This is a genomic window from Suilimivivens aceti, assembly GCF_025567405.1.
Taxonomy (GTDB): Bacteria; Bacillota; Clostridia; order Lachnospirales; family Lachnospiraceae; genus Suilimivivens; species Suilimivivens aceti.
Genome location: NZ_JAOQKJ010000002.1, coordinates 15,230 through 39,901 on the forward strand (window position 1 = coordinate 15,230; position 24,672 = coordinate 39,901).

Sequence of the window (24,672 nt, forward strand, 5' to 3'; positions counted from 1 at the left end):
AAAAACTAAGACAGAAAAGATTGTTTAGCCTCATATACTATGCTATAGTTTTAACAGATAAAATGAAGCATGTATATGAGGTATTTTTATGAAAAAATTTATGACAAAAGAAGGAAAGAGAATTCTGGCATTTCTGTGTGCAGGCCTGATGGTGGCTTCTCTTGCGGGCTGTGGTAAGAATAAGACACAGACAGATTCTGCACAGAAGGAATTTTACTATGTACCGACGTATAAGGACTTTAAAGCTGATGCCGAATATTTTTCGGCGATCCTCCAGAATGGAGATAAACTCCTGATGGTAGGAAATAAGTGGGATCAGGCTGTTGAAACGAGCAGCAATGCTTTGTTCCAGTATGATTTTTCAACAGAAGAGCTGCAGGAAAGATACCTGGATCTGCCGGAAAATGCATCTGTGCGGCAGAGCTTCCTGAATGAAGAAGGAAATCTGATAGCTGTTGTGGACTGGTATGAAGGCTCGCAGACTACAGCTGACGGTGATGAAGCAGTTGGTTTGGTAGATACTGAGGAAGCGGTTCTGCCAGATGAACCTATAGATCCCGGATTTACTGCAGGATCTGAAGCAGAGTATACTTATCATACAGATCTTTATGTGCTTTCCACAGAGGATGGATCTGTGATCAGCACAGAAAATTTTGATGTGCTGGATGAAAACAGTTATATTCAGTATATGCTGACAGATGGAGAAGGTCTGATCTATCTGATAACAGACCAGTCGATCGAAGTTGTCAGTACACAGGGAGAGAAGAAAACCAGTATCGATCTTTCGGGTAACTGGGTCAACAGTGCATTTACAGCAGGCGGAAAGATATATGTCTGCATGTGGGGTGGCGAAGGCTTTGAAATCTATCCGGTTGACAGCACGATAAAGACAATTGGAAGTCCCATAAAGAGTGATTCCCTGAATAAAAATTACGGACTTAATTTTTATGAAAATGATGGTACACAGGTGCTGGTAAGTGATGGAACTACGGTATATTCCTATGATCCTGCAGAAGATAAATCGGAAGCACTGTTTGACTGGCTTGACGCAGATATCAATTCAGATGATGTACAGGATATCGGGAAACTGTCAGATGGCAGATATTATGTGTTGACACGGGCTTATTCCGGTGATTCTTCTTATGATGCCAGCTATTCACTGGTACTTCTCACGAAGACCCCTGCTTCTGAGGTACAGCAGAAGGAGGAGATCACTGTTGGCGCACTGTATATCAATCAGGATCTTCGAAAAAATATCATTGATTTTAATAAGAGCAGTAATAAATATCACATTACAGTGAAATCCTATAATACAGATGATTATACGACAGGCGTGACTCAGTTCAATAATGATATTGTAAGCGGAACAGGTCCGGATATCATAGATATCACTAATATTGATTATAACCAGTATGCCAGCATGGGTGTATTTGAGGATCTTTATCCATATATGGACAAAGCCGGGATAAATCGTTCTGATTATCTTGAAAACGTATTTAAGGCTTACGAAATAGATGGAAAACTTTATGCGGTCATTCCACAGTTTGTGATCAGCACGACCATGGTAAAAGCAAGTAAGCTCAGCAGTCCGGGATGGACCTTAAGCGAAATGCTGGATTTTGTAGAGCAGAATAATGTGGAGAATATCTTTGATTATGGAAGCAGGTCAATGGTGTTCTATTACTGCATATATAATAATATGAATGAATTCATGAACTGGGAGACTGGAGAAAGCTCTTTTGATGGGGAAGATTTTGCCAGAGTACTGGAGTTTGCAGCAAAATTCCCGGATGATGAGGACATCAATTATTCTACTGAGGGTGATGGCATCAGTGCAAAGATCCGTGGAGATAAGGTGCTTCTGATGCAGACCTCCTTTGATTCTGTGCAGGAATATCAGATGTATAATGGTTTGTTTGGAGAAAAGGTAAACTTTATCGGATATCCTGATGTGGACAGAAAGGGAAATATGATCACCAGTACCAGTGGCAGTGTGGCCATCAACGCATCCTCAAAGCATAAAGATGGTGCATGGGCATTTGTGAGTACGCTGCTTTCTGATGAATATCAGGAGGGACTGGTAGCTGAGAACAGTATGTCTTATGGATTCCCGGTAAAGCGGTCTGCACTGGAAAAGCAGTTTGCAAAGGACATGGAAAAGGAATATACGACCGATGCCAATGGCAACCAGGTAGAACAGATGAAGACGAGCTGGGGGTATGATGACTATGAAATGGATATTTATGCAGCAACCCAGGAAGAGATTGATGCAGTCAGGACTATTATTGAGTCGGCAGAGAAAGCATCCACATCTGTAAATGAGGAACTGATCAACATTATTACAGAAGAAACCGGTGCCTTCTTCAAGGGACAGAAGTCAGCGAAGGAAACAGCTGATATTATCCAGAACCGGGTTCAGATCTATATGAAGGAGCATAGCTAAATGCTGCACGGGCAGAAGGCAGAAAATAAGTCAAAAAAGAAGCATAATAAGCTGACACAGAGGGCAAGGCATGGCACACTGATCAGCTGGGGGTATCTTTCCCCCAGCCTGACCGGTGTATTGCTGTTTTTTGTATTACCCTTTTTTGTTGTCATTTATTATTCCATGGTGGACAATCCTATTAATCATGAGTTTGTATTTCTGGATAATTTCGTAAAAGTGGCAACCAACAAGGCATTTCAGCAGGCAGCAGCCAATACCATGAAATTTTCTCTGGTAGCAGTGCCGCTTGCTGTAATCCTTTCCCTGCTCCTTGCCATGATGCTGGACTTTAAGATTCCTTTCAGGAGCCAGTTCAGGACTTTTTTCTTAAGTCCCATGATGGTGCCTGTGGCATCGGTTATCCTGATCTGGCAGGTGCTGTTTCATTATAACGGCATTGCCAACGACTTTATTGGGCTGTTTGGAGCAGACAAGATAGACTGGCTGAAATCTTCCCATGCGCAGGTGGTTATCGTCATCCTGTTTCTTTGGAAAAATCTTGGCTATAATATGATCCTGTTTATGGCAGCTCTTTCCAGTATCCCAAAGGATATTCTGGAGGTAGCAGTGCTGGAGAGTGCCACGCAAAGGCAGATATTCTGGTATATCAAGATACGGTATCTGTCTTCCACGATTTTATTTGTAACGATTATGTCCCTGATAAATTCCTTCAAGGTTTTCAGGGAAATCTATCTGCTGACAGGAAACTATCCTTATGACACGATTTATATGATGCAGCATTTTATGAACAATGCGTTCAGCCAGCTTGATTATCAGAAGCTGTCGGCTGCAGCAATATTGATGTCAATTGTCATGGTTATTATCATAGGAGTATTGTTTCTGACGGAAAATTATTTTGGAAAGGATGTGGAGGGCTGATGAATAGTAACAGACACTCATCCAGAGTATGGAATCCGGCAGAAAGAAGAGCCAGAAGGAACAACAGAAAAAAGCGAAGGAGACTGATCGTCAAGACAGCGCTGATCACCATGTTTGCTGCCTGCTTCGCTGTTCTTTTCCTGATGCCGATCGTATTGACAGTGACCAATTCCTTTATGTCTGCTTCTGAGATATCAGCCAATTATGGACAGGTCTTTGCCACATCGGATACAGGAGGTAAAACCTATATAGCCAGCAAGGTAAACCTGAAATTTATTCCGGATATGGTATCCTTCAGCCAGTATATCACAGTGCTGTTCAAGAGTCCGGAATATCTGTTCAAGTTTTGGAATTCAGTGATTCTTGTAGTACCGATCGTGATCTTCCAGCTGCTGGTAGCAGCAGGAGCCTCCTATGGATTTGCCAGATACAGAGGCAGGCTGAAGGAAATCATTTTTTTTGTTTATATTATCCTGATGCTGATGCCGTATCAGGTAACGCTGGTACCAAACTATCTGGTCAGTGAATGGCTGAATATACTGGATACCAGGTGGGCTATCTGGCTGCCGGGTATTTTTTCTCCCTTTGCGGTATTCCTTCTGACCAAGTATATGAGAAGGATCCCGGAATCGGTGATGGAGGCAGCGCAGATCGACGGAGCAGGAGAATGGCAGATTTTTAAAAGCATATGTATGCCTCTCTGTAAAGGATCGCTGTGCTCGGTAGCAATCCTGATCTTTATTGATTATTGGAATATGGTAGAGCAGCCGCTGATCCTTCTGTCGGATACAGAAATGCACCCGCTGTCCGTATTCCTGTCGAAGATCAATGAGGGAGAAGTAGGACTGGCCTTTGCTGTTGCAACGATTTATATGGTACCGCCAATCCTGGTATTTCTGTATGGTGAAGATTATCTTGTAGAGGGAATCACTTATCAGGGTGGAATTAAGGGATAATAAATAATATTTCAGATAGATGCCGTTTAATGCGGCAGAATGTGAGGATAAAATGGACGAAAAAACAGCTTCCAAACGAAGAGACTGGGTGAAGAATGCCGCGATCATTTTTCTTGCGGTAATGCTTGTACTTACCTTTTTTTCTAATACGATCATGAATTATTCACTGCCGGAGGTCGCTACCCAGTATGTGCAGAGAGGAACTATCACAGCCAAGGTACGTGGAACCGGTACGGTAGAAGCCACAGATCCCTATAATGTAATGGTCAAGGAGTCCCGTGTCATCAGCAGTGTAGCGGTAAAACAGGGAGATACGGTAGAGAAGGATCAGGTCATTTATTATCTGGAGGATGCAGAGAGTGACGAGCTGAAAAAAGCAGAGGATGAGCTGGAGGATCTGGAGCTTGCTTATATGAAGGGACTTTTTGGAGGAACGATTTCTCCGGAGATTATCAATAAGGTGGCAAGCGGCAGGACGGATACCTTTGCAACTTATCAGGCAAAGGTGACAGATATGGTAAATCGTCTGGAGGCGGCCAAGGCAAGGGTGGATGAGTGCCAGAAAAATGTGGATGCACTCACGCTGCAGAGCACCAAGGACACCAACAATGCCACGGTCAATACCAAGCCGGATGAATTGAACCGGGATCAGGCAACCACCGATCTGGCAAGTGCACAGGAACGCTTTGAAAGGGATAAGGCAGAGACGATTGCAGAGCTGAATGCACAGATCTCAGAGCTGACATCCCAAATTTCAGATTTAGAAAAACTGATTTCAAATGCACAGTCATCAGCAGGAGGAGCAGCTGGAACGAATCCAAACCCGAGTGCGTCACCAACAGTTGCACCAAATTCTTATAATGCACAGAAAGCAACGGCTGTAGGAAATTTATATGATAAGATGAAACTCATTTTCGATGCTGCAGCTCTAGATAAAGACATTGATACATCAAAAATAATACCTGGTGACAGAAAAGTTGATACATTTGAGAATGTTCAAACAACATTATCAACAACAAAAACAGCATTTAATCAGCTCCAGACAGCTATATATAATGCTACAGGAAATAAAGCAGAAAGTTATACCACTTTATTTGCAGATTATAATGCAGCGTTGATTAATGTTGAAAATATTGAAAAAAACAGTTCGGATTTAAATAATTACACAAATAATCAGGCAACCCTAGCCGATAAGAAAGCAAAGCTTGCGAAGCTTCAGCAGGAGCTTGCTGAAGTCCAGGCAATCACAGCCTCTTCAGATGGTGGCGTGCAGGATGCACAGAATCGTTTAATTCAGGCAAACCGGAATATCTCTGAGATCACGGCTGCCAACAGTCAGGCAAGCGTTGCGTGGCAGAATAGGCTGGCAGATGCCAATGCGGCTTTGAAGGCGGCGCAGGCGGTTTATGATCTGTTAAAGCAGGAACAGACCGAGCTTGCGGCAGATATTAATGCAGAACTGGATCTGTCCAAGGCAAGTAAGGATATTCAGGAGAAAAAGGATGAAATTGCGAAACTGAAGGAGAAGTCAGAGGGCAGTGCCATTGTAGCACCGGTAGCCGGTACGATTTCAAATCTTGCCTATGTGGCAGGAGAGACGACAAAGCCGGAGGAGGCTGCAGCGGTTATACAGGTAGACGGTAAGGGCTATACGGTAAGCTTTTCTGTCACAAACGAGCAGTCCAAGAAGGTACAGGTAGGAGATGTGGGAGAGCTGCAGAACGCCTGGTATTATGATGATGCCATGGTGACACTGGCTGCTATCAAGCCGGATCCGGAAAGCAACGGACAGAAGAAGCTGCTTGTCTTTAATGTGACAGGAAGCAGTATCCAGGCCGGACAGTCCTTAAATATCTCTGTAGGACAGAGAAGTGCGGAATATGAACTGACTGTACCTAACAGTGCTATCAGAGAAGATAAGAATGGTAAATTTATTCTGATCGTCGAGTCAAAGAGCGGGCCGATCAGCAACCGTTATATAGCGACGAGAGTAGATGTGGAGGTGCTGGCTTCCGATGATAACAACACAGCGATCTCAGCCGGACTTTATGGCTATGAATATGTGATCACCACATCCACAAAGCCTGTTGAGGCAGGCAAGCAGGTACGTCTAAACGAAAATAACAGTTAAAAAGGAGAATACAGTGGCAGGCTTGAAAAATTTTCTGAAGCGTTTGTCAGCAGCACAGATCATCTTTTCCCTGATCGCGGTGATTTCACTGATCCTGTATCTGATCCTGACGCTGTGGTGGAGGGGTCAGGAAAAAAAACTGACAGACCAGCAGGCAGCGGACAGATGGGGCGGCAGGGAATATGCACAGGTGAGCTGCTTTGTGACAAGAGATGTAACACTGGATGACTTCAGCATCCGTAATTTTGAAAATCAGCTTACGACGGCTCTTGCGGATGTAGCAGTGACACTGGATGAGGAAGAGGGAAGCGTACAGGGAAACCAGCAGGAAACAGAAGAATCAAAAAGACTGTTTATTGATGCCTATAGTGCACCGGGAAAGATCACACTGGTCAGTGAACAGGCAACACTGGAAGCAGATGCAATCGGCATAGGAAATGATTTCTTTTATTTTCATCCACTGCAGCTTGTGGATGGCCGGTATTTCTCGGAAAATGAGCTGATGACAGATTATGTGATCATTGATGAGGATGCTGCGTGGCAGCTTTTTGGTTCCAATGAGATCTCAGGAATGACAGTAACTATCGGTGGGGTACCACATACCATTGCCGGTGTGGTGAAGCGGGATGAAAGCCGGATGGCAAAGAATGCCGGATTGACAAAAACGCTTGTTTATGTTTCTGCAGAAACACTGGAAGACTATGGAACCAGTGAAGGCGTGAACTGCTATGAGGTAGCAGCACCGAATCCGGTAAAGGGATTTCTGGCAAAGACTGTACGGGAAAAGTTTGGGCCTACGGAGGAGCAGATGAAGGTAGTGGAGAATTCCTCCAGGTATACAGTGGAAGCCATGATTCCGGTGATCCTTGATTTCGGGACAAGATCCATGCAGAATGCGGCGATTCATTATCCCTATTTCGAGAATATTGCAAGGGGCTATGAGGACATCAGGGCAGTTGTCCTGATCTTCCAGTTCCTGTTTCTGCTGATTCCCGGTGTTATTATTCTGGTATTCCTGATCATAAAATGGAAACACAGAAAATATACTACCAGGGATCTGATTTATATCCTGATGGATAAAAAAGACAAAGCACTGGAAAAAGCAAGGGTTTTTAAACGGTAAGGAGGGAGAATTATGAAGAGGAGAATTGTAGCAGCAGGAATGGCAGCTGTCATGATGCTGATGGCACTCAGCGGCTGTGGAAAGAGTAAGGATGGTGGTAACAGTGAGGCGGCGGCATCCAGCAAGAATTATGTGTATAAAGTGACGGATGTAAATGTTGATTTTGGAAATGACAGTATTCCGACACTGTTTGGTAAAGCTGATACACTGATGGCTTATGGTTATGATTATGGAAAAGAAGGCGAGATGACTGTACATTTTGCCAGCCTTGATGAAAATGGTGACATAATAAAGAAAATGGCACTGGATATAGAGGATAATGTCAGTATAAATAATCCGGCCTGTGATAAAGAGGGAAATATTTACTATGTGAAGGATGTTTATGCAACAGAGCCGGATGAAAATGATAATTATATGGATACGTATTATCTTGAGAAGATCAATATGGATGGAGAACAGCTTTTCAGCATCTGTATTAATGAGCTGCCGGATGTACAAAAACAGATAACAGAAAATGGCGGCTGGCTTTATATGGGCAGTATTATGATCTATCAGGATATTATTTATGCACAGATCATGGATAATATATGTCTGTTCGATCAGAATGGTAATTATCAGAAAATGATTGTAACAGGTGACAAGGAAAATGTGGTTGATGTTAGTAATATATATACTCTTGCAAGCGGTAAGGTGGCCGGGATTAGCTGGGATGATAATGGAGTAAATATTGGCTATGTTGACATGAATACGGGAACTCTGACAGATACGACCAAGCTTCCCGGTTACTCCTATGACTATTCCATTTATCCGGGCAATAGCAAATATGAGCTGTTTCTTGTAAATTCGATTGGATTATACGGATACAATATGGGTGATACGGAAACACAGCTTCTGATGAATTTTGTAGATTCAGACATAGCGGGTTATTCTGTTTACAATGTGATCAGTATCAATGAGGATGAATTTTTTGCCATGTATGATGCAGAGGATGGAAATGCACTGGGAAGATTTACCAAGGTGCCTCCGTCAGAGGTTAAGGACAAAAAGACTCTGGTCCTTGCCTGCAATGGAATCGATTATGATGTAAGAAACAATATCGTAAAATTCAACAAGAACAATGATGAGTACCGCATTACAATCCAGGATTATGCAGCATTGTACAATACGGAAGATGATTATCAGGCTGGCCTTAACCGTCTGAATGCAGATATCGTTTCCGGAAAAATCCCAGATATTCTGGTTATTGATGATAATATGCCAGTGGAAAGCTATGTTTCCAAAGGCTTGTTTGAGGATCTGAAGCCTTATATCGAAAAGGATGAGGGACTTGACATTAATAATTTCATGCCCAATATTCTGGATGCCTTTTCTGTAGATGGTAAGCTGTACCGTCTGGTGCCTTCTTATATGATCAGTACACTGATCGCAAAAACTTCTCTGGTCGGGGAAGAGAGAGGCTGGACAATCGGAGAGGTAAACCAGCTCATGAGCGGAATGCCTGCCGGTACCAGCTTCCTTCCGAACATGGATAGGGAAAGAATGCTTCTTAACTGCATGACTATGGCAGGAAATCAGTTCCTTGATTTTGATGCTGGTACCTGTAATTTTGATTCAGATGCCTTCATAGAGATGCTGGAATTCTTAAAGCAGTTTCCAGAGCAGACAGATGATACGGTTTATGATGATTCCTATTGGGAAAGCTATGACACCATGTGGAGAGAAAACAGGGCAATAGCCATGTCCTACAGTCTGAGCGGGTTCAAGGATTATAATTATACCAAGAAGGGAACCTTCGGAGAAGATATCACACTGATCGGTTTTCCCTCCAGCAATGAGGACGGATCCTCTATTATGCCGGCCATGCAGCTTGCCATGTCTTCCAAATCAGCTAATAAAGAGGGTGCCTGGCAGTTTATGAGAGGGTATCTGACAGATGAATATCAGGATGAAATCACCTATGGATTTCCGGTAAGCATCAGGGCACTGGATGCCATGGGGGAGAAGGCTATGAAGGTGGATACCTATATTGATGAAAATGGAAATGAAGTGGAAAGCCCCGATTATTATTACATGAATGGTGTTGATGTGGAAATTAAGCCAATGACGCAGGAAGAAGTAGAGAATCTGAAGCAGATGTTGTATACTTTTAATCAGGTATATACTTATGATCAGGAACTTATGAATATTATTTCTGAAGAGTCAGCAGCATTTTTCAGCGGACAGAAGAACGCGAGGGATGTGGCATCAATCATCCAGAGCCGCGTGCAGATCTATGTAAATGAAAACCGTTAACAGAAGATGTCTGACTAACCTTACAGAAAAGAGGAATGTCTATGGAACAGGATAAAGCAAAGAAAAAACTTTACCATCAGCTGCTTAAGATCACACTGCTTCCTATCTTTCTCCTGACGGCTGTCATTATCACGATCAGCATCAGAAGCTACGCAAACGCCATGAATAATGAAGTCAGACAGGGACTTATGAACCAGAGCTTTACGATTATTACCATGTACGATAAGCTGTATCCTGGTGACTACAAAGCATTTGAGGGAGATGATGGACTTTATCTGCTGAAGGGGGATCATCTGATCAATGGAGATTTTTCCATTATTGATACCCTGAAGGAAAATACTGGCGTAGATATTACTGTTTTTTATCAGGATGTACGTGTGATCACTACAGTCTGTGGAGAAGACGGGGAGCGTATCATTGGTACGAAGGTAAGTGCAGTTGTTGTAAAGGATGTTCTTGAAGGCGGCAGGGCTGCTTTTTATCCAAATGTATCGATCGGGGATAAAGATTATTTTGCCTATTATTCACCTCTTTTAAACGAGGACGGAGCCTGTATCGGTATGCTCTTTGTGGCAAAGCCTGTAGAAACAGTGATGAATGATCTGTTCCGCGTGATCCTGCCGATCGTTTTCCTTGGAATTCTTGCAGTTATGATCGCTGCGCTGCTTACAATCAGGTATTCCTGCAGGCTGACAGAGGCGATCGGAGAAATAGAAAAATTCCTTGGAAAGGTAGCAAATGGTGAACTCAATGAACAGCTTGCCTATCCTGTAGGAAAGAGAAAGGATGAGGTAGGGGAGCTGGGCAGACATGCGGTAGATATGCAGCGTTCCCTGCGTGAGCTTGTGGAGAAGGATGCGCTTACGGGACTTTATAACCGCAGGTATGGAGAGAAGCGTCTGAAACAGGTGCAGAAGGACGCTGACAGCTATGGCATGCCGTTCTGCATTGCAATCGGGGATATTGATTACTTTAAACATGTAAATGATACCTATGGCCATGAATGGGGTGACAGAGTGCTTACACAGATTGCAAGGATCATGGCAGAACGGATGAGAAGAGAAGGATATGCAGCCAGGTGGGGTGGAGAAGAATTTCTCCTTGTATTCATAGATCAGGGATTGCAGGATGCAGCGGAAACACTAAGGAAGTTGCAGAATGAGATACGGGATACGGAATTTACATACAATGAAAAGGAAAAGATCCGTGTAACAATGACCTTTGGAATCTGCGAAAGCTCCGGTGGGAACACAGATGAGCTGCTCAGGTGTGCAGATCACAGACTTTATGCCGGGAAAAAGGGTGGCAGAGACAGAATCATACAGGAATAAAAAGAATCTGGACAGATACCGGAAGGAAGAGCTTACAGGATGACCGGGGATTGCTGATATTCATTCAGCAGTCCCTTTTTTGCTTCTGCAAAAAAGGACGGATCATTATTCGCAGCGGTTTTCTGATGAAAATCTGTGGAAGCATATTTAAGGAAAGTGGCAGATTCATACAGGGTGGACGCCATGATATCCCTGGAGAGCATCTGGTAAGCCTCTTCTAAAAGTATGGTTTTGGCATCCGCCAGCTTGGATACCAGAGGGATATCGCTGTGCTTTTTGATAGAAGAAAGAAGCGGTGCGGAGTCTTTGCGGAAGCCGAGGAGCCTTACATATGGTGTCTTTAGATGGCGTTCAGAAAAAGAAGGCTTAAAAGAGACCGGTGTCTTCTGATTCAGCAGGATATGAAGCAGAGTGCGGCTGATTCTGGTATAGGTAAATTCACGGCTTTTTAACAGGGTGCAGAAATCTGTATAACCGGTAAAGGATGACAGATATTTGCAGATCCGGTCAGAAAGAGCTGTGCTGCAGTCAAGGTAATCAGAAAAACCACAGTCTTTTTCCGTGAGCAGCTTATAGAAGAGCTGGGGAGACAGATCGTCTGCAGTCAGAAACTGGCTGGAGGTGCTGGCAGTGATCAGGGAACGCAGGGCAGAAGCAGACGGATACATAGAAGAGTCCTCCGGCAGAAAAGGATCATGATAACCACTGCCTTTTCGGAGCAGGGTAAAGGGTTTTATGGAGCTTTTCAGCTTCTGGAGGGTTTTACAGTATTCCAGGGCAAGGATGTTGTTAGGTGAGGAAAAGAAAGCAGCATCTGCTGAAGAATACTCAGAAAAGAGAAGAGAAACAGCTCTGCTTCTGGCCTTTGGATAGGATAATCCCTGACGCAGCAGCTCATTTACTGTGCTGAGAACCGTTGCTTCCTTTCTGTTAAGCAGCTCAGCAAGAGGAAGGAAATCTTCCAGCTTTCCGGATTCACTGCCAAAGGAAAGAAAATCAACCATCTGCATATGGTCGAGCAGTGTTACAGCACCTTCTGCGAAAAATTCGGCACTGGAGGTGGCATAGAGAACCGGAAGCTCAAGGACTGCATCGGCGCCTCCAAGAAGTGCCATACGGGTTCTGATGTATTTATTGTAAATGGCGGGTTCTCCACGCTGCACGAAATCCCCACTCATAAGGACAAGGATATAGTCTGCTCCGGTTGCTTTTCTGGTTTCTTCAATCTGATATCTGTGGCCTTTGTGGAAAGGATTGTATTCGGCAATAATAGCTGCTGTTTTCATAGGATCTCCTGATATTTTCTCTTTCGCTCATGATAGCATATTGTTTGTCATTTTGCACAATTTTTTTGCGTTTTCCACTTGTGGGAAAAACAGGGATGCGTTAAAATTTTTATGTACGTGTGTATCGCACATGATCTGCGAAAGGAGAAAACAGAATGTCTTATATCGATATTATCAAGGATAAGGCAAGAATGGACAGAAAGACCATTGTTTTGCCGGAGACAACAGACAAACGAACATTGATCGCAGCAGCACATATCCTCAAGGAAGGAATTGCCAATATTATCATGATCGGTAATGAAGAAAAGATCATGGATGGTGCAACGTGGCTGGAGATTGAACTGGATGGTGTTAAGATCATAGACCCTGAAAATTGCGAAAAGCTGGACGAATATGTGGAGCTATTATATGAAACAAGAAAAGCAAAAGGGATGACTATTGAGAAGGCAAGGGATATCCTGCACAAGGATCCGCTTACCTTTGGTGTTATCATGGTTAAGGCCAATGATGCAGATGGCATGGTGGCAGGTGCCTGCCACGCAACGGCAGATACACTGCGTCCTGCACTGCAGATCCTGAAGACGGCGCCAGGAGTTAAGCTGGTATCGGGGTTCTTCCTGATGTGTGTACCGGATTGTGAATTTGGTGATAATGGAACTTTTCTGTTTGCAGACTGCGGTCTGAACCAGGATCCTACTGCAGAAGAACTGGCAGCTATCGCAGATTCTTCCGCCAAGAGCTTTAAGAGTCTTGTAGGCTCAAAGCCGATCATTGCCATGCTGTCACATTCTACAAAGGGAAGTGCAAAGCATATACTGGTTGACAAGGTAGTGGAGGCTACGAAGATCGCCCATGAACAGTATCCTGGACTTTGCATTGACGGCGAGCTGCAGCTGGATGCCGCACTTGTTCCGGCAGTTGCCAAGTCAAAGGCACCCGGAAGTGAAGTGGCTGGTAAGGCCAATGTCCTGATCTTCCCGAATCTGGATGCAGGAAATATCGGTTATAAGCTTGTGCAGAGACTTGCCAAGGCAGAGGCTTACGGTCCCATGCTTCAGGGGATAGCAAAGCCGGTAAATGATCTGTCAAGAGGATGCTCCTGGCAGGATATTGTCGGTGTAGTGGCGCTGACAGCAGTACAGGCACAGCTTGTATAGAAGGAGGATTATCATGAATATTTTAGTTATTAACTGTGGAAGCTCATCTTTAAAATTCCAGCTGATCGATGCAGCAACAGAAAAGCTGATCGCCAAAGGACTCTGCGAGAGGATCGGAATTGATGGCAGCCAGATTTCCTATACACCGGCGGGAGGACAGAAAGAAACAACAGTCACGCCTATGAAGGATCATACGGATGCGATCCGACTGGTACTGGAGGCACTGACCGGAGAAAAGACCGGTGTTGTAAAGGATTTAAAGGAAATCGGGGCAGTTGGGCACCGTATAGTTCATGGTGGTGAGAGATTTGCAGCATCTACCGTTATTACAGATGAGGTCATTGAAGCAATCACCGAATGCAATGATCTTGCACCTTTACATAATCCGGCTAACCTTATTGGTATTGATGCCTGCAGAAAGCTGATGCCGGGTACTCCCATGGTAGCTGTTTTTGATACGGCATTCCATCAGACCATGCCAAAGGAAGCATATCTGTACGGAATCCCTTATGAATATTATGAAAAGTACAAGATAAGAAGATATGGCTTCCATGGAACAAGCCATTCCTATGTATCACACAGGGCTGCAGAGATTCTTCAGAAGGATTACAAGGAACTTAAACTGATCGTCTGCCATCTTGGCAATGGAGCCAGTGTTTCTGCTGTAAAGAATGGAAAATGTGTAGATACCTCCATGGGACTTACACCGTTAGAAGGACTGATCATGGGAACCAGAAGCGGTGACATTGATCCTGCTATTATTGAATTTCTCTGCAATAAGGAGAATAAGAGTGTGTCTGAGATTCTGAACGAACTGAACAAGAAATCAGGCGTCCTTGGTTTATCCGGCGGTTTTTCTTCCGACTTCAGAGATCTTGAAGATGCCTACGAAAAGGGAGAAGAATTTGCCATAAGGACTATGGATGCCTTTGCATACAGGGTTGCCAAATATGTCGGTGCTTATGTGGCAGCCATGAACGGTGTGGATGCAGTCTGCTTTACCGCGGGGCTTGGCGAAAACAGTGGCTTTATCCGCAAAAAGATCTGCGCATACCTGGGATATCTTGGTGTTTCACTGGATCCGGAGCTGAATGCCAGGAGGGGAGAGGATCTTGTGATCACTACGAAGGACAGCAGAACCAAAGTACTGATGATCCCTACCAATGAAGAGCTTGCAATCGCAAGAGAAACCTTCGCTCTTGTAAAATAAAAATATTTCAGGAGAGGTATTGACAAATAAATATCTCTTCTGTATACTTAATCAAGTGTGCAGGGAGTTCTCTGTGCATATTGGGAGTTTATTATGTTATTGAATCTGACTGATGTATTTACATCTGAGGGAAAAGTGAAAGAGCTGTCTGTTCCGTATGAAGAGAAGACCTTTTCCTATATGGGAAATGAGTACGAAATCAAAGGGGACACAGTGGCAGACATGAAGCTGTCGAATATCGGGACAGGAACTGTTCTGGTGGAGGGCAGTGTTACTGCTTTGATGATCATTCCCTGTGACAGATGTCTGAAGGATGTAAAGGTTTCCGTATCTGCGGATTTTGCACATCAGGTTACATCTCCTGATCAGGAGAAAGGTGCCACAGAGGAAGCATCAGATGATACATCTGATGAAGAACAGAATTTTGTATCTGGCTATGAACTGGATACAGATGCTCTCATAAGCAACGAAATCTTAATTCATATGCCAGTCAAGGTATTATGTAAGGATGACTGCAAAGGAATTTGCTCTGTTTGCGGACACGACCTGAATGAAGGGGAATGTGGATGTGACAGATTTGTCCCGGATCCGCGAATGGCAGCAATTAAAGATATCTTTAACGCGAATAAGGAGGTGTAACGATGTCTATTTGTCCTAAGAATAAATCTTCCAAAGCAAGAAGAGATAAGAGAAGAGCAAACTGGAAAATGAGTGCTCCTACATTAGTAAAGTGCAGCAAATGCGGCGCCCTGATGATGCCTCATAGAGTATGCAAGAAGTGCGGCTCCTATAACAAAAAAGAGATCATCAGTGTAGACTAATTCCAGAAAGCAGAAAAGCAGTCAGAGGTTGCTTTTCAAAATGAATGACAGAGAATTAAGGGTTGGGCAGATTAGCTTAACCCTTATTTTTTTCGCACAATTTGTCCTTGATTTTTGCAATATGGTCTAGTATAGTTAAATGGGTATGAAATACGGAGGTGTAATATGGCAGAATTTGTTAAAGTAGCAGTAGACGCCATGGGTGGTGATAATGCACCGGTTGAGATCGTCAAAGGTGCGATCGAAGCTGTGAATGAAGATCACCGTGTTAAGGTTTTTCTTGTTGGACAGGAAGAAGTAGTAAAAGCGGAGCTGACGAAATATACTTATCCTGAAGAACAGGTAGAGGTGGTGAATGCAGCTGAGATAATCGAAACAGCAGAGCCTCCTGTTATGGCTATCCGTAAGAAGAAAGATTCTTCCCTTGTGAAAGCCCTGTATCTGGTGAAGGATGGTACCTGCGATGCTTATGTATCGGCTGGCAGTACCGGAGCCACACTGGTAGGCGGTCAGGTGATCGTAGGCAGGATCAAGGGTGTAGAGAGACCTCCGCTGGCACCGCTTATCCCGACAGCAAAGGGATGCTCCCTTCTGATTGACTGTGGGGCGAATGTAGATGCCAGAGCTTCCCATTTGATCCAGTTTGCCAAGATGGGATCTGTCTATATGGAATATGTCATGGGAGTAAAGAACCCGAAGGTAGCGATCGTTAATATCGGAGCTGAGGAAGATAAGGGAAATGCACTTGTGAAGGAGACCTATCCACTCCTGAAGAACTGTCCTGATATTAATTTTGTAGGAAATATAGAAGCGAGAGATATTCCAGAGGGCAAGGCAGATGTTATTGTATGTGAGGCCTTTGTTGGAAATGTGATCCTCAAGATGTATGAAGGCGTTGGCGGCGTTCTGATCAAAAAGGTCAAAGAAGGCATGATGACCTCACTCAGAAGTAAGATCGGTGCATTGCTGGTAAAGCCGGCTTTGAAGAATACACTGAAGGCATTTGATCTTGAGCAGTATGGCGGTGCACCGATGCTTGGACTCAATGGTCTTGTGGTTAAGACACATGGAAGCAGCAAAGCAGTAGAAATTAAGAATTCTGTTTTACAATGCATTACATTTAAAGAACAGAATATTAATGAAAAAATAAAAGAAAAAATTACTATGGAAGAAAGCTAGGAAAGGAATCAGCAGGAAATGGAATTTGAAAAGTTAAAAAAGGTAATTGCCGATGTTCTTAATGTCGACCCGGAAGAAATCACTATGGAGAGTACATTTGTGGATGATCTGGGAGCAGATTCACTTGACGTATTTCAGATTATCATGGGTCTTGAGGAGGTATTTGACATCGAGATTCCGGCAGAAGAAGCAGAGAAGATTACTACCGTAGAAGAAGCAGTTAATCTGATCAAAAATGCAGTAAATCAGTAAAGCGCCGAGAAATTAAAACGGCTTATGAGAAGTTTGAAAAGCCCTTTGTATAAAGGGCTTTTTATATATCAGATAAAGACAGGTAAAAATATGCTTTCACAAAACAGTAAAGAATTAGAAGAGAGAATAGGGTATCATTTCAAAGACAAGGCTCTTTTGAAGCAGGCACTGACACACAGTTCTTTTTCAAATGAACAGAAGGTCAATAAGCAGAAAAATTACGAGAGGCTTGAGTTCCTTGGAGATGCTGTGCTGGAACTGGCTTCCAGCAAGTTCTTTTATCAGCAGCATCCGGAAATGGCAGAAGGACAGCTGACGAAACTGAGATCCTCTATGGTCTGCGAACCTGCACTGGCTTTCTGTGCCAGAGATATTGAACTTGGAAAGTATATTCTTCTTGGTAAGGGGGAAGAGGCTACCGGAGGAAGAGAAAGGGATTCCATCACTTCAGATGTCATGGAAGCAGTGATTGGGGCTGTTTATCTGGATGGTGGTTTTGAAGAAGCAGAAAAATTTATCCTGAAGTATATTCTTTCTGATCTGGAAAACAAGAAGCTCTTTTATGATAGCAAGACAATATTGCAGGAGAGAGTGCAGAAGGATGGAAGGGAACTCCATTATGTACTGGTGGAGGAAAGCGGTCCGGATCATGACAAGCTGTTTACCGTAGAAGCTGTTATCGGCGATGAAACAGTGGGCAGCGGAACTGGAAGAACTAAAAAATCAGCAGAACAGCAGGCAGCCTATGCCGTTTTGCTCAAGTGGGGGAAACAGTAGTTTTATGTATCTGAAAAGTATTGAAATTCATGGATTCAAGTCCTTTGCCAACAAAATCGTATTTCAGTTTCACAATGGAATTACTGGTATTGTAGGACCGAACGGAAGTGGTAAGAGTAATGTTGCAGATGCTGTGCGCTGGGTACTTGGTGAACAGAGGATCAAACAGCTGCGAGGAGCATCCATGCAGGATGTCATTTTTTCCGGTACAGAACTGAGAAAGCCACTTGGGTATGCATATGTGGCAATCACACTGGACAATTCCGATCATCAGCTTGCTATTGATTATAATGAAGTAACTGTGGCAAGAAGAATTTACAGGTCTGGTGAAAGCGAGTACCTTCTGAACGGTACACCCTGCCGTCTGAAGGATGTGAATGAACTCTTTTATGATACCGGTATCGGTAAGGAAGGATATTCCATTATCGGGCAGGGACAGATTGATAAGATCCTGAGCGGTAAACCGGAAGAGAGACGTGAGCTGTTTGATGAGGCAGCCGGTATCGTCAAATTTAAAAGAAGAAAACTGGCAGCCCAGAAGAAACTGGAGGATGAACAGCAGAATCTGGTGCGTGTGAATGATATATTATCCGAACTGGAGAAGCAGATCGGACCGCTGGAAAAACAGTCGGAAACAGCAAAGATCTATCTGAAAAAGAAGGAAGAACTGAAAACACTGGACGTAAACATGTTCCTTCTTGAGAATCAGAGACTGCAGGAGCAGTTAAAAGATGCACAGGAAAAATATGATATTGCCAGTGAAGATCTGGAGAATACTTCTAAGCAGTATGAAAATATCAAAGAAGAATATGAAAAAATAGAAGGACAGATCACACTTCTTGATGAGACCATTGAGAAGAACAGATCAGCACTTACGGATACCAGTATGCTTCGAGGAAAGCTGGAAGGTGAGATCAATGTCCTGAAGGAGCAGATCCATTCTGCCAGAAATAATGAAGAACATTTGAAACAGCGCAGGGAAGCTGTTTTAAATGAGATTGCAGCAAAGAACCAGGATAAGGAAGGCATACTTTCTGACAAGGGACAGATCGATGAACAGGTTGCTGAGATCGAAAAAAAACGGGATGAGGCGAAAGCTGCCCTGACAGCAGTTCAGAGTTGTATTGAAGAACTGAATAATCAGATCGAAGGCGGTAAGAATGCGATCATCGAGGCTCTGAATGCCAGAGCAACAATCAAATCCAAGCTTGGCCGGTATGATACTATGACAGAGCAGGTAAATATCCGGAAAGCAGAGCTGACATCAAGGATCCTTCGTATGAAGTCAGACGAAGCACAGCAGGAAGAGACTCTGAAAGCATTAAATGATGAGTTTGAGAAGATCAATGAAGAGATCCGTACATTAAATGATGCTGTGGAGTCCAAGGAAGAGAAGCTGACACTTCTTCGGGAAACACTGGCTGACAAGGACAAAAAGCTCAGGGATACTCAGGTAAGCTATCATCAGGAAAAATCCAGACTGGAGGCACTTTCGAACCTGACAGAACGCTATGAGGGCTATGGTGGAAGTGTCAAGAAGGTCATGGAACGCAAGGAGCAGGAAAAGGGTATCGTCGGTGTTGTTGCGGATATCATTAAAGTAGATAAAAAGTACGAGACAGCCATTGAAACAGCACTTGGCGGTAATATCCAGAATATTGTTACAGATGATGAAGAAACCGCCAAGCGTATGATTGGTTATCTGAAACAGACGAAGGCCGGAAGGGCGACCTTCCTTCCTCTTACCAGTATTACCCATCCGCAGGAGTTCAAGAATCCGGAGTCCCTGAAGGAAAAGGGTGTGCTTGGCATGGCAGATGAACTGGTACATGTCGATGAGAAATACCGTAATGTGGCAAAGGCCATGCTGGGAAGGATCGTTGTTGTAGATCAGGTGGATAATGCCGTCAGGATCGCACGAAAGTTCGATTATGGGATCCGCATGGTCACACTGGAAGGAGAACTGCTCGTTCCAGGTGGTGCTATCAGTGGTGGTGCATTTAAAAACAACAGTAATCTCCTCGGAAGAAGAAGAGAGATGGAGGAGATGGAAGCCAGTGTCAAAAAATACCTGAAAGAGGTGGATACCCTGCTTCAGGAGATTGAAGATACCAAAGCAGAAAGAAATAAGCTCCGGTTAAGCCTGGAGGAGGACAAGGCTTCCCTGCAGAAAAAGTTTATCGAGCAGAATACGGCCCGTCTTAATGTAATTAAAGCAAAGGAGCGGAAGGAAGAGGCTTCGGAAAGCTCACTCGAACTGAAAAACGAAGAGAGGGAGATTGAAAGCCAGATCCAGGAAATCCGCCTGAGTAAGGAAGAGATCAGCAGGGAACTGCAGGATTCAGAAACTCTGGAAAAGCAGACGGAAGGGAAGATCAAAGAATGTCAGGTGCTTCTGGATGAAAAGAGAAGTGAAGAGTCAGAAAACCTTGCAGGTGTGAATGCACTGGAAGTAGAAGTAGAAAAGATGCTCCAGCAACAGGGCTTCCATCAGCAGAATGTAGACCGTATCAATACTGAACTGGAACGTTCGAAATCGGAGCTTTCAGAGATCGAGGAAGGGCTTCTTGGCAATACGGGAGACATCGAGCAGAAGGAAAATAATATCCGGCAGATTGAAGAAACCATACAGGCTTCCCATACATCACAAAGCGATACTGAGAAACAGCTGCAGGAAGATATTACAAAGAAAGAAGAGCTTTCCGCAAAACAGAAGAATTTCTTTAAAGACAGAGAAGCACTTTCTGAAAAGATGTCAGGACTTGACAAGGAAGTTTACCGTCTGAATGCCCAGAGAGAAAAGCTGCAGGATATGACAGAATCCCAGATCAATTATATGTGGGATGAGTATGAGATCACGCTTTCTGATGCAGCAGGCATGAGAAATGAGGAGCTGAATGATCTGCCTGCCATGAAACGGGATATTTCCACTTTAAAGGATCAGATCAAAAAGCTTGGTGATGTCAATGTCAATGCGATTGAAGATTATAAGAATCTGATGGAGCGTTACAGCTTCTTAAAGACGCAGCATGATGATCTGATCGAAGCGGAGAAAACGCTGGAGGGTATCATTACGGAGCTTGATACAGCTATGAGAAAACAGTTCCATGAAAAGTTCGGTGAGATCAGCCGGGAGTTTGACAAGGTATTCAAGGAAATGTTTGGCGGCGGTAAGGGTACACTGGAGCTGATGGAGGATGAAGACATCCTGGAAGCAGGTATCCGGATCATTGCACAGCCTCCGGGAAAAAAGCTGCAGAATATGATGCAGCTTTCCGGTGGAGAGAAGGCGCTGACAGCAATCGCTCTGTTATTTGCCATCCAGAACCTGAAGCCTTCTCCGTTCTGTCTTCTGGATGAAATTGAGGCAGCACTGGATGAAAGTAATGTATCCAGATTTGCAAAATATTTACATAAGCTTACCAGGCATACCCAGTTTATTGTTATTACGCACAGACGTGGAACTATGGAGCAGGTAGACAGGCTGTATGGTATTACCATGCAGGAGAAGGGTGTTTCTACTCTGGTAAGTGTAAATCTGATTGACAAGGAGTTAGATGACTAATGGCAGGTTTTTTCAGCAGATTAAAAGAAGGTCTGACCAAGACGAGAAATAATATTGTCAGTAGTATAGATGCTGTATTTGGTGGATTCTCTACTATTGATGAAGACTTTTATGAGGAATTGGAAGAGATCCTGATCATGGGAGATATCGGTGTGAATGCTACCGAAAAGATCCTGGAGCGGCTGCGGGAACAGGTAAAGGAAAAGCATATAAAGGAACCGGCTGCCTGTAAGGAGCTTCTGATCGAAAGTATCAGGGAGCAGATGCAGGTCGGGGAAACAGCGTATGATTTTGAAAATGAACAGTCAGTAGTACTTGTGATCGGTGTAAATGGTGTTGGTAAGACGACTTCTGTCGGTAAGCTGGCAGGGATCCTGAAGGATCAGGGCAAAAACGTCCTGATCGCTGCAGCGGATACTTACCGTGCAGCTGCCGGAGAGCAGCTTCTGACATGGGCTAACCGGGCCGGTGTTCCAATGATTGGCGGCAAAGAGGGAGCAGATCCTGCAAGTGTAGTATATGATGCAGTGAATGCAGCAAAGGCCAGAGGAGTAGACGTGCTTCTCTGTGATACAGCTGGAAGACTTCATAATAAGAAGAACCTGATGGAAGAGCTGAAGAAGATCAACCGGATCATAGAAAGAGAGTTTCCGGATGCCCACAGGGAGAATCTGGTAGTCCTTGATGGAACAACCGGACAGAATGCTTTAAATCAGGCGAGGGAGTTTGGGCAGGTAGCAGACCTGACAGGTATCATCCTGACAAAGATGGATGGAACGGCCAAGGGAGGTATTGCTGTAGCCATTCAGTCAGAGCTTAACATACCGGTGAAATATATTGGCGTTGGAGAACATATAGAAGATCTTCAGAAATTTGATCCGGAGCAGTTTGTAAATGCACTGTTTGATGTGAAGGAAGAGGATCTGGCAGAAGAGATGACAGGAGGAAACGAAGATGGAGAATAAGATGCTGACTCTTGAAAAATTCGAAGAGGCTTCAGAGGTCGTTAAGCAGGTTACCCAGGAGACCAAGCTGGTTTACAGTGATTTTTACAGTGCACAGACTGGGAATAAGGTATATCTGAAACCGGAAAACATGCAGTTTACAGGTGCCTATAAGCTCAGGGGTGCTTACTATAAGCTGAGTACCCTGACCAAAGAGGAACGGGAAAAGGGACTGATCACAGCCTCCGCAGGAAACCATGCACAGGGTGTTGCCTATGCGGCAAAGTGCTATGGAGTAAAGGCGGTTATCGTTATGCCTACGACAACGCCTCTTATCAAAGTCAACAGAACCAAGAGCTATGGTGCTGAGGTTGTTCTTTACGGAGATGTTTATGATGAAGCCTGTGAGCATGCCTATGAGCTTGCAAAGGAGCATGGTTATACCTTTATCCATCCATTTGATGATCCTGTAGTTGCGACCGGTCAGGGAACAATTGCCATGGAGATCTTCAAGGAACTGCCTCTTGTGGATTATATTTTGGTGCCCATTGGAGGTGGAGGGCTGGCTACCGGTGTTTCTACACTGGCAAAGCTCCTGAATCCGAAGATCCAGGTGATCGGTGTGGAACCCGCAGGAGCAAACTGTCTGCAGGAATCTTTAAAGGCAGGAAAGGTAGTGACACTGCCGAAAGTAAGCACGATCGCAGATGGTACAGCAGTTAAGACACCTGGAAGTAAGATTTTCCCATATCTTGTAAAAAATCTGGATAATATCATTACTGTTGAGGATGAAGAGCTGGTAGTTGCTTTCCTTGATATGGTTGAAAATCACAAGATGGTGGTAGAAAATTCGGGACTTCTTACAGTAGCAGCATTGAAGCATCTGGATGTAAAGGGCAGAAAAATCGTTTCTATCTTAAGCGGCGGCAATATGGATGTGATCACGATGTCTTCTGTTGTACAGCAGGGACTGATCCTGCGTGACAGAATCTTTACCGTATCTGTGCTTCTGCCAGATAAGCCAGGTGAACTGTCCAGAGTGGCAGATGTGATCGCAAAGCAGAACGGTAATGTGATCAAGCTGGAGCATAACCAGTTTATATCCATTAACAGAAGTGCTGCGGTAGAGCTTCGGATCACGCTGGAAGCCTTCGGATCGGAGCATAAAGCCCAGATTATTAAGGCATTGGAAGATGAAAACTACAAACCGAGACTGGTTCGTACAAATATTTAGTAACTGTCTTTAAATTTCCAGGAAAAGCCGTATACTATAGGTAGTATATGGCTTTTTTGTGAGTGGAAGATGTGAGGGGAAGCAGAAAGAGGATGCACCGCACGGAACAGGAGGTCTTAGGTGAAGAAAAAGGGAATCAGATATATAAAAAAGTACACTATGCTTACAATTGCCTGTGGTATTTTTGGCATAGGCGTTGCGTTGTTTGTAGATCCTAATGATCTGGCACCGGGTGGCTTTACAGGACTTGCCATCATGATCAACCGGCTGATCCCGGTGAGTACCGGTATGCTGTATCTGATCTTAAATATTCCGGTCATTCTGCTTGGAATCCGGAAGTTTGGATGGAAGTTTACGGTTTCTACCCTGTATTCCATTCTTGCAGTTTCCCTTTTTACAGATCTGTTCCATCTGATGACACCAGTTACCTATGATCCCCTTCTCGGTGCGGTATTCGGCGGAGCGCTGATCGGCGTGGGAATAGGCCTCGTAATGAGAAATGGAGGAACAACAGGAGGGGCAGACATTGTGATCAAATGTCTGAAGATCAGGATCCCACATATGAAAACTGGGACATTGATGCTGATGCTCGATGCTGCGATCATTGGAATGTCTGGGATCGTATTTGGTAATTTTAATGCAGTGCTTTATGGAATCCTATCCTCGGTAGCTACGTCAGTCGCTTTGGATTTCGTACTGTACGGAGGTGATGAAGCGAGACTGATCTATATCATCAGCGATAAAGCAGAAGGAATCGCTGAAAAGCTGCTGGAAGATGTGGATATCGGCGTAACCTTTCTGAATGGAAGTGGTGCCTATCACAATACGGAGAAAAAAGTGATCATGTGTGTGGTAAAGAAGCAGCTTGCACCACGGGTAGAAGAAGTGGTGGAAAATGATGACCAGGGAGCGTTTATGATCATTACCAACGCATCTGAAATTTACGGAGAAGGCTATAAAAGCTTTTTTGCTGACAAAGGAAGATAGCTGCGAAGAATACAGGGGTTTTTCGTTTCTGATTAATGTGATAGAATAGAGCAAAAAGATAAA

Annotated in this window: 19 protein-coding genes; 18 read left to right on the plus strand and 1 reads right to left on the minus strand. The window is 44.0% G+C overall.

Annotation, left to right across the window (positions count from 1 at the left end):
* Positions 1–88 precede the first annotated feature (88 nt).
* Genes OCV77_RS01810 through OCV77_RS01840 form a run of 7 tightly spaced genes read left to right on the plus strand, consistent with a single transcriptional unit; the run spans position 89 to position 11,197 of the window.
* Entirely contained in the window at positions 89–2,443 is a 2,355-nt protein-coding gene (locus tag OCV77_RS01810) for an ABC transporter substrate-binding protein (RefSeq protein WP_262572798.1), read from the plus strand.
* Positions 2,444–3,364 carry a carbohydrate ABC transporter permease gene (locus tag OCV77_RS01815; protein ID WP_262572799.1) on the plus strand — a complete coding sequence of 307 codons (921 nt, stop codon included), beginning with the start codon at positions 2,444–2,446 and terminating at the stop codon, positions 3,362–3,364. It abuts the gene before it with no gap.
* Positions 3,364–4,320, plus strand: coding sequence for a carbohydrate ABC transporter permease (locus OCV77_RS01820; protein ID WP_317246613.1), 957 nt, complete (start codon positions 3,364–3,366; stop codon positions 4,318–4,320). Before OCV77_RS01815 ends, OCV77_RS01820 begins: the two co-directional genes overlap by 1 nt.
* Positions 4,321–4,372: 52 nt before the next feature.
* Positions 4,373–6,451 carry an efflux RND transporter periplasmic adaptor subunit gene (locus tag OCV77_RS01825; RefSeq protein WP_262572800.1) on the plus strand — a complete coding sequence of 693 codons (2,079 nt, stop codon included), beginning with the start codon at positions 4,373–4,375 and terminating at the stop codon, positions 6,449–6,451.
* A 13-nt stretch (positions 6,452–6,464) separates the two neighbouring features.
* A complete protein-coding gene (locus tag OCV77_RS01830) occupies positions 6,465–7,574 on the plus strand; it encodes an ABC transporter permease (RefSeq protein WP_262572802.1) in 1,110 nt (369 codons plus the stop codon).
* 12 nt (positions 7,575–7,586) lie between these two features.
* Positions 7,587–9,866: an ABC transporter substrate-binding protein gene (locus OCV77_RS01835; protein WP_262572805.1), complete on the plus strand. Its 2,280-nt coding sequence runs from the start codon at positions 7,587–7,589 to the stop codon at positions 9,864–9,866.
* Positions 9,867–9,907: 41 nt separating this feature from the next.
* Positions 9,908–11,197: a diguanylate cyclase gene (locus OCV77_RS01840; protein WP_262572807.1), complete on the plus strand. Its 1,290-nt coding sequence runs from the start codon at positions 9,908–9,910 to the stop codon at positions 11,195–11,197.
* Positions 11,198–11,229: 32 nt separating this feature from the next.
* On the opposite strand, the gene OCV77_RS01845 is transcribed toward OCV77_RS01840, so the two are convergent.
* Complete coding sequence (locus tag OCV77_RS01845) at positions 11,230–12,483, minus strand: tRNA(Met) cytidine acetate ligase (protein WP_262572808.1); 1,254 nt, start codon at positions 12,481–12,483, stop codon at positions 11,230–11,232.
* 155 nt (positions 12,484–12,638) lie between these two features.
* Between OCV77_RS01845 and pta the strand changes: the two genes are divergently transcribed.
* The 11 genes from pta to OCV77_RS01900 all read left to right on the plus strand — a co-directional run bounded on the left by pta (position 12,639) and on the right by OCV77_RS01900 (position 24,609).
* Positions 12,639–13,640, plus strand: a complete 1,002-nt coding sequence (gene pta, locus OCV77_RS01850; RefSeq protein WP_118797093.1) for a phosphate acetyltransferase — start codon at positions 12,639–12,641, stop codon at positions 13,638–13,640.
* 13 nt (positions 13,641–13,653) lie between these two features.
* Entirely contained in the window at positions 13,654–14,850 is a 1,197-nt protein-coding gene (locus OCV77_RS01855) for an acetate kinase (protein ID WP_262572811.1), read from the plus strand.
* 93 nt (positions 14,851–14,943) lie between these two features.
* Positions 14,944–15,489 carry a YceD family protein gene (locus OCV77_RS01860; protein ID WP_118797091.1) on the plus strand — a complete coding sequence of 182 codons (546 nt, stop codon included), beginning with the start codon at positions 14,944–14,946 and terminating at the stop codon, positions 15,487–15,489.
* 2 nt (positions 15,490–15,491) lie between these two features.
* Complete coding sequence (gene rpmF / locus OCV77_RS01865; protein ID WP_118797090.1) at positions 15,492–15,671, plus strand: 50S ribosomal protein L32; 180 nt, start codon at positions 15,492–15,494, stop codon at positions 15,669–15,671.
* Between the two features lie 165 nt (positions 15,672–15,836).
* Positions 15,837–16,850, plus strand: coding sequence for a phosphate acyltransferase PlsX (gene plsX / locus OCV77_RS01870; RefSeq protein WP_118797089.1), 1,014 nt, complete (start codon positions 15,837–15,839; stop codon positions 16,848–16,850).
* 18 nt (positions 16,851–16,868) lie between these two features.
* Positions 16,869–17,102 carry an acyl carrier protein gene (acpP, locus tag OCV77_RS01875; protein WP_118797088.1) on the plus strand — a complete coding sequence of 78 codons (234 nt, stop codon included), beginning with the start codon at positions 16,869–16,871 and terminating at the stop codon, positions 17,100–17,102.
* Positions 17,103–17,192: 90 nt separating this feature from the next.
* Positions 17,193–17,879 carry a ribonuclease III gene (gene rnc, locus OCV77_RS01880; RefSeq protein WP_118797145.1) on the plus strand — a complete coding sequence of 229 codons (687 nt, stop codon included), beginning with the start codon at positions 17,193–17,195 and terminating at the stop codon, positions 17,877–17,879.
* A gap of 4 nt (positions 17,880–17,883) precedes the next feature.
* Positions 17,884–21,444, plus strand: coding sequence for a chromosome segregation protein SMC (gene smc / locus OCV77_RS01885; RefSeq protein WP_262572815.1), 3,561 nt, complete (start codon positions 17,884–17,886; stop codon positions 21,442–21,444).
* A complete protein-coding gene (gene ftsY, locus OCV77_RS01890) occupies positions 21,444–22,409 on the plus strand; it encodes a signal recognition particle-docking protein FtsY (protein ID WP_262572818.1) in 966 nt (321 codons plus the stop codon). Before smc ends, ftsY begins: the two co-directional genes overlap by 1 nt.
* Before the next feature lies 1 nt (position 22,410).
* Positions 22,411–23,622, plus strand: a complete 1,212-nt coding sequence (gene ilvA / locus OCV77_RS01895; protein WP_262573354.1) for a threonine ammonia-lyase — start codon at positions 22,411–22,413, stop codon at positions 23,620–23,622.
* A gap of 120 nt (positions 23,623–23,742) precedes the next feature.
* Positions 23,743–24,609 (plus strand): YitT family protein, encoded by an 867-nt coding sequence (locus OCV77_RS01900; protein ID WP_262572821.1) that lies wholly within the window; start codon positions 23,743–23,745, stop codon positions 24,607–24,609.
* Positions 24,610–24,672: the final 63 nt, after the last annotated feature.